This window comes from Nocardioides sp. NPDC023903 (genome assembly GCF_040639295.1).
In the GTDB taxonomy this organism is placed as follows: Bacteria; Actinomycetota; Actinomycetes; order Propionibacteriales; family Nocardioidaceae; genus Nocardioides.
The window spans coordinates 20818-27969 of sequence record NZ_JBEZZS010000052.1; the positions used below are offsets into that span (position 1 = coordinate 20818).

Genomic DNA, 7152 nt, shown 5'->3' on the forward strand with positions numbered 1-7152 from the left:
GTACAGCGCTCCACGGGTGATGACTAGCGCTCGTCTTGAGCCCTGACGTAGACCTCGCGGATCAGCATCAGCACGGCGGCCGCGGTCGGGATCGCCAGCAGCGCACCGATCACACCAAGGAGCGAGGCACCGATGAGGGCCGCGATCACCGTGATGACGCCGGGGATGTCGACCGAGCGGGACATGACCCGCGGATAGACGACATAGTTCTCGAACTGCTGGTAGGCGATGTAGAAGATCACCGCGATGAGGCCGGTCTTCAGATCGGTCGTCGCGAAGGTGATCGCGCAGACGATGACCGCGCCGATGGTGGCCCCGATCATCGGGATCACGTCGGTGATCATGACGACGAAGGCCAGGGCGATCGCGTACTCGCCCATCCCGATGACGAAGAGCAGCACCAGGGTGGACAGACCGGCGCAAAGTGCGACGATGAACGCCCCCGAGACATAGCCCCCGATGCCGTCGAAGACCCGGTCACCGAGCTTGCTGACCCGCTCGCGGCGCGAGGCCGGGGCGAGGCGGTAGATGGCGTTCTTCGTCTGGTCGTAGGCGGCGATGAAATAGAGCGTCAGGACGATGACGATGAAGCCCGTGACGAGCACGTTGATCACCGCCAGGCCCACGCCGAGCGCTCCGCCGAAGGCGCTGCTGACGAAGTCGCCGCTGGCGACGTAGTCCTGCACCTTGTCGAGGATCTGGTATTCCTCGTTGAACTGCTGGATGCGCTGGTTGCGCTGGAGCTCCTCGATCCAGTCCGGGACGTTGGCCGAGATCTTGGCGATCTGGTCGCTGATCACCGGCACGAGTGCCACGAAGAAGAGGACGAGGGCGCCCAGCACACCGAGGATGACGCTTAGGACCGCCCACGGCCGCGGGAAGCCACGCCTCTGCAGGAACACCACCATCGGGTTGATCCCCGCGGCGATGAAGAGCGAGACCACCACCTGGAGGATCACGCTCCCCATCGTGGTGAGGAGGTTGCCCGCTGCGTAGGCAGTCAGCAGACCGAGGCCGAGGAGAAGCCCGAACAGGTAGGGCGAACGCCGGTCGAAAGGCGGTCCGGGCTTGCCGAACCGCTTGTCGCGCTCGCTCTCCTCCTCAGGCTCCTCGACGTCGATCGCGGCCTCGCTGTCGGCCGACGCTTCGTCGGTGGAGTCGGTCTGGGCAGACGTCGTCTCCGGACCGTCCGAAGGACGGTCGGCAGCGGCCCCGCTCACCGGCTCTCGGTCGCAGTCTCGGGCTCGCGGATGGCGGTCTTCTCGGAGGGCTCGTCGTAGTCGTCGTAGTCGTCGGCGAGGTCGTCTTCCGAGTCGACCAGGGTGACGCTCTCGTCGACCACCAGCTCACCGTCGACGATGTCCTCGTCCTCGGTGATCGGCTTCGGCGCCTCCAGCTCGGCCGGGTCCTCGGTCTTGCCGAACCCGGAGACCAGGTCGGTGAGCGAGGAGAGCTGAGCGGCGATGGCGTCGCGACGCTTGGTGAGACGGTCGACCTCGGCCTTGATGATCGCGTGGCCCTTCTCGGCCTCGACGGTCGCGGTGGAGGCGAGGTGGTCGGCCTCGGCGCGAGCCTTGGACAGGATGGCCTCTGCGTCGCGGCGGGCGCGAGCGACGATCCCCTCGGACTCCTTGGCCAGCTCGGCGCGCTGGTCGGCGACGTGCTGGGCAGCGATCCGGGCCCGCTCCTCGGCGTCCGCGGCGCGGGTCTCGCCCTCGGTCACGATGCGAGCGGTCTCGGCCATCGCCTGGTCGTGGTGATCGGCTGCCTCGCGGGCGAGACGCTCACGCTCGACGGCGAGCATCCGCCGGGCCTCCTGGACCTCGCGGTCCGCGCCGGCGCGTGCCTTCTCGACCTCGCGCTGGGTCGACGTACGCAGCTGGGTGACCTCCTGCTGCACGGCGAGCCGGATCTGGTCGGCCTCGCGCTTGGCGGCGGCGAGCAGCTCGTCGCTCTCGGCCTGCACCATCTTGCGGGCCTGCTGGACCTCCGAGGTCACCTTCTCGCGGTGATCGTCGATCTCCTTGTAGTGCGTCGTACGCAGCGCCTCGATGTCACGCTGGGCGGACGCCTTGGTCGCGGCGGCCTCGCGCTGGGCGGCCTCGCGGATGACCGCGGCCTCCTTCTCAGCGGACTCCTTGACCGCGGCGGCCTCTTCCTCGGCCAGCCGGAGCATCGCGCTCGCGCGACCACCCAGGGAGGCGTAGGAGGGGGCTTCGGTGCCCTGGGTGGCAGCGGCCTTGAGGTCGGTGACCTTGCGCTCGAGCTCGGCGATGCGGCGCTGGGCGTTGCGCAGCGCCGACTGACCCTGGCCGTTGGCCTGGAGCAGCTGCTGCACCCGCGCGTTCACCGTGCCGGGGTCGTATCCGCCACGCCGCACGACCGGGAAGGCTGGGAGTGAGCCTGGAGCCGGTGGAGCCGAGTTGTGGCCGGAGCTGGGCGATCCGGAAGCGCCAGGAACTCGCGGGAGAACCTGCGTCTCCGTCGAGTCCTGGTCGGGCTTCTTCCGAGGCTCTGAAGCCTCGTTGAAGATGGATAGTCCCTCATTCGTCATTTGTGGCGGATTCCTCACACTTTAGGGGGGTTTGTGTCTTGCCCTCTGCTCCCAAAGGGCAAGACTACGGCCGGTCACCCCTCGCGCAAGGGGAGACCGGCCGTGAATCCAGTCTCAAATGGGCTATTTACCCGGGTTCGACGTCTCAGATTCCGCGGAACAGGTTGATCTTGTCGATGTGAGCCGCGCGCTTCTCCTCGTCGAGGACGCCGAGGCCCTCCTCGGGAGCCAGGCAGAGCACGCCGACCTTGCCCTGGTGCTTGTTGTGGTGGACGTCGAGAGAGGCCTGGCCGACCTCTTCGAGGGTGTAGGTCCGCGACAGCGTCGGGTGGATCTTGCCCTGGGCGATGAGGCGGTTGGCCTCCCACGACTCGCGGTAGTTCGCGAAGTGGCTGGAGATGATCTTCTTGAGGTTCATCCACAGGTAGCGGTTGTCGTACTCGTGCATGTAGCCCGAGGTCGACGCGCACGTGGTGATGGTGCCGCCCTTGCGGGTGACGAAGACCGAGGCGCCGAAGGTCTCGCGGCCCGGGTGCTCGAAGACGATGTCGATGTCCTCGCCGCCGGTGAGCTCGCGGATGGCCTTGCCCAGGCGCAGCCACTCCTTCGGGTTCTGCTTGGTGCCGTCCTCGTTCCAGAACTTGAAGTCCATCTCGGAGCGGTTGATGACCATCTCGGCGCCCATGTTGCGCACGATCTTGGCCTTCTCCTCGTTGGAGACCACGCAGACCGGGTTGGCGCCGCCGTTGAGGGCGTACTGCGTCGCGAAGCCGCCGAGGCCGCCGGAGGCGCCCCAGATCAGGACGTTGTCGCCCTGCTTCATGTTGCCGCCGTTGGCGGAGACGAGCTGGCGGTAGGCGGTGCAGTTGACCAGACCGGGGGAGGCGGCCTCCTCCCAGGTCAGGTGCTCGGGCTTCGGCATGAGCTGGTTGGCCTTGACCATCGCCACGTCGGCGAGGCCGCCGAAGTTGGTCTCGAAGCCCCAGATGCGCTGCGAGGGGTCCATCATCGTGTCGTTGTGGCCGTCGGGGGCCTCGAGCTCGACCGAGAGGCAGTGGGCCACGACGCGGTCGCCGGGCTTCCACTTGGTCACGCCGGCACCCACGGCCAGCACGACGCCGGACAGGTCGGAGCCGACGACGTGGTAGTCGAGGTTGTGGCGGGCGCCGAGCTCGGACTCCTTGCCGTAGCGCTCCAGGAACCCGAAGGTGGAGACCGGCTCGAAGATCGAGGTCCACACGGTGTTGTAGTTGATCGCCGAGGCCATCACCGCGACGAAGGCCTCACCCGGACCGAGCTCGGGGAGGGCGACATCCTCGACGTGGATGGACTTGCGCGGGTCCTTCTCCTTGGTCGCGACGCCCTCGAACATGTCGACCTCGTCCTTGTGGACGGTTGCGGCGCGGTAGTGGTCGGGGATCTCGAGGTTCGCAAACTCCTCGCCGGGCGTATCGCCGGCGAGAATCGCGTCGAGGATGTGTTGCATGGTCGGCTCCTGCGTCGTCGTAGGGGTCGCGGTTGACTCTAGTTCGCTGGACATTACTGGTGAGTAACCGCAATGGCCAGCCTGATGTGACACATGACTCTTGGATCGTTCACGTGCCGTGACGGGCTCTCGGTCTCAGTGGGCGGCGTTGGCGGCCGGCTCGACGAGCTCGACCAGGACGCCGCCGGCATCCTTGGGGTGGATGAAGTTGATCCGGGAGTCGGCGGTGCCGCGTCGCGGTGCGTCGTACAGAAGACGTACGCCGCGCTCCTTGAGGATCGCGGAGACCTGCTCGACGTCGGTGACCCGGTAGGCGAGCTGCTGCATGCCGGGGCCGTTGCGGTCGAGGAACTTGGCGATGGTGCTGTTCTCGTTGAGCGGGGCGAGCAGCTGGAGCTTGTTGTCGGAGTCGCCGATCGCGATCATCGCCTCCTCGACGCCCTGTTCCTCGTTGGTCTCGCGGTGGGCGAGCTTCATGCCGAAGGTCTTCTCGTAGAAGTCGATCGCCGCGTCCAGATCGGCGACGGCGAGACCGACGTGGTCGATCTGGGTGAACAGGTGCGATGGGATTTCCACGGATGTCATGGGCCTACTCTCCTTGAGGTCGGGCTCAACGGGCACAATGTGTGATGACAGCCACACCAGGCTGCGCTCAACACTCTTCCCACTGAGGTTACTAATTAGTAACCTCAAGGCAGATCAGCACCACCCAACATTCTTGGAGGACCCATGTCCAACGTCATCGTCGCCGGGGCACGTACGCCGATCGGCCGCCTGCTCGGCGGGTTCAAGGGCCTGTCCGCGGCCGATCTGGGCGGCATCGCCATCAAGGGCGCCCTCGAGAAGGCGGGCGTCTCGCCGGATCAGGTCGACTACCTGATCATGGGCCAGGTCATCCAGGCCGGTGCCGGCCAGAACCCGGCGCGCGCCGCGGGCATCGCCGGCGGGCTGCCGATGAACGTGCCCTCGATCACCATCAACAAGGTCTGCCTCTCCGGCCTCAACGCCATCGCCACGGCCGACCAGCTCATCCGGGCCGGCGAGGCCGAGGTCATCGTCGCGGGTGGCATGGAGTCGATGACCAACGCGCCGCACCTGCTGCCGAAGTCCCGCGAGGGCTTCAAGTACGGCGACACCACGCTGGTCGACTCGATGGCCTACGACGCGCTCTACGACCAGGCCACCAAGCAGGCGATGGGTGGGCTGACCGAGCAGATCAACGCCGAGGGCGTGAAGCTCACCCGCGAGGAGCAGGACGCGTTCGCCGCCACCTCGCACCAGCGCGCCGCCGCGGCCCAGAAGAACGGCCTCTTCGACGACGAGATCGTCCCGGTCTCCATCCCGCAGCGCAAGGGCGACCCGATCGTGATCAGCGCCGACGAGGGCGTACGCGGCGACACCACTGCCGAGTCGCTCGGCAAGCTCCGCCCGGCGTTCTCCAAGGAGGGCACCATCACCGCCGGCTCCGCCTCGCAGATCTCCGACGGCGCTGCCGCCGTCGTGGTCATGTCGAAGGAGAAGGCCGAGTCGCTGGGTCTGGAGTGGCTGGCCGAGATCGGCGCCCACGGCATGGTCGCCGGCCCCGACTCCTCGCTGCAGCTGCAGCCGGCCAACGCCACGGCCAAGGCCCTCGAGAAGGAGGGCATCACCGCCGCCGACCTCGACCTCGTCGAGTTCAACGAGGCGTTCGCTGCCGTCGGCATCGAGTCCACCAAGAAGCTCGGCCTCGACCCCGAGAAGGTCAACGTCAACGGCGGTGCGATCGCCCTCGGCCACCCGGTCGGCATGTCCGGGACCCGAGTCGTGCTCCACCTGGCGCACGAGCTCAAGCGTCGTGGCGGTGGCACCGGTGCCGCCGCGCTGTGTGGTGGTGGCGGTCAGGGCGACGCCCTGATCGTGCGTGTCCCCAAGGCCTGAGCCATCGCTGATGTGAGCGACCTGGTCGCGCGTGCCCGGGGCGGTGAGCCCCGGGCGGTCGCGCGGCTGGTGTCGTACGTCGAGAACGCCCCGGTCGGCGGGGGAGAGCGGCTCCGCGAGGTGATGGCCGCGCTCGCGCCTCACGGCGGGCACGCCCACATCGTGGGGCTCACCGGAGCACCCGGGGTGGGGAAGTCGACCACCACCTCCGCGCTGGTCCGCGAGCTGCGCTCCGAGGGGCGCACCGTGGCGGTGCTGGCCGTCGACCCGTCCTCGCCGTTCTCCGGTGGCGCGCTGCTGGGCGACCGGATCCGGATGACCGACCACGCCACCGATCCGGGTGTCTTCATCCGCTCGATGGCCTCCCGAGGTCATCTCGGCGGGCTGGCCTGGTCGGCGCCGCAGGCGATCCGGGTGCTGGACGCGGCCGGGTTCGACGTCGTGCTGGTCGAGACCGTTGGTGTCGGCCAGTCGGAGGTCGAGATCGCCGGGCTCGCCGACACCACCGTGGTGCTGGTCGCGCCCGGCATGGGTGACGGCATCCAGGCCGCGAAGGCCGGGATCCTGGAGATCGGCGACCTCTACGTCGTCAACAAGGCCGATCGCGACGGCGCGACCAAGGTCCAGCGCGATCTGCGCGGGATGCTGCGCCTGACCGACCGCACCGAGGGGGCCTGGACCCCGTCCGTCCTCACCGCCGTCGCACAGTCCGGCAAGGGCCTGGCCGAGGTCGTCGGCGCGCTCGACGAGCACCGCGACTGGCTGCGCTCCAGCGGGACGCTGGAGCTGCGGCGTACGCGACGGGCCCGTGCCGAGGTCGAGGCCATCGCCGTCGAGACCCTGCGGGCACGATGGTCGACCGTGGGCTCGGCCGGCGACCTCGACGCCCTCGCGGCCGAGGTGGTCAAGGGCGTACGAGACCCGTACGCCGCCGCCGACACGCTCCTCGACGACTAGGTCGGCCGCCGGGCTTTCGGCAGGAGTTGTCCCGGCGTACGGCCTGTTCTCTCGCCACGGGTTCTGCGGAGTCACTATCGTGGCCTGTGTGAACCTCTTCGGTGTCGACATCTCCAAGCACCTTCTGCGAGACGAAGGTGAGGTCGTCGTCGACGAGGTCACCCATCACTGGGTCTCCTACATCAAGCCGGTCGCCTACGCGATCCTCGGGCTGGCGCTGATGATCGTGGCGGCGACG

At 68.1% G+C, this 7152-nt stretch carries 6 protein-coding genes; 2 read left to right on the top strand and 4 right to left on the bottom strand.

The window, feature by feature from the left end; all coding sequences use genetic code 11:
- Positions 1-23: 23 nt before the first annotated feature.
- The 4 genes from AB0F44_RS28595 to mce form a co-directional block, all read right to left on the bottom strand.
- On the bottom strand, positions 24-1220 hold the full coding sequence (locus AB0F44_RS28595) for an AI-2E family transporter (RefSeq protein WP_357360538.1): 1197 nt from the start codon (positions 1218-1220) through the stop codon (positions 24-26).
- Positions 1217-2380 (bottom strand): hypothetical protein, encoded by a 1164-nt coding sequence (locus AB0F44_RS28600; RefSeq protein WP_357360540.1) that lies wholly within the window; start codon positions 2378-2380, stop codon positions 1217-1219. Before AB0F44_RS28600 ends, AB0F44_RS28595 begins: the two co-directional genes overlap by 4 nt.
- Positions 2381-2699: 319 nt before the next feature.
- A complete protein-coding gene (gene ccrA / locus AB0F44_RS28605) occupies positions 2700-4040 on the bottom strand; it encodes a crotonyl-CoA carboxylase/reductase (protein ID WP_355018975.1) in 1341 nt (446 codons plus the stop codon).
- Between the two features lie 135 nt (positions 4041-4175).
- Complete coding sequence (mce, locus tag AB0F44_RS28610) at positions 4176-4625, bottom strand: methylmalonyl-CoA epimerase (RefSeq protein WP_357360542.1); 450 nt, start codon at positions 4623-4625, stop codon at positions 4176-4178.
- A 144-nt stretch (positions 4626-4769) separates the two neighbouring features.
- Between mce and AB0F44_RS28615 the strand changes: the two genes are divergently transcribed.
- Positions 4770-5957: an acetyl-CoA C-acetyltransferase gene (locus tag AB0F44_RS28615; protein WP_357360544.1), complete on the top strand. Its 1188-nt coding sequence runs from the start codon at positions 4770-4772 to the stop codon at positions 5955-5957.
- Between the two features lie 12 nt (positions 5958-5969).
- Entirely contained in the window at positions 5970-6914 is a 945-nt protein-coding gene (gene meaB / locus AB0F44_RS28620) for a methylmalonyl Co-A mutase-associated GTPase MeaB (protein ID WP_357360546.1), read from the top strand.
- The last annotated feature ends 238 nt before the right edge of the window (positions 6915-7152 follow it).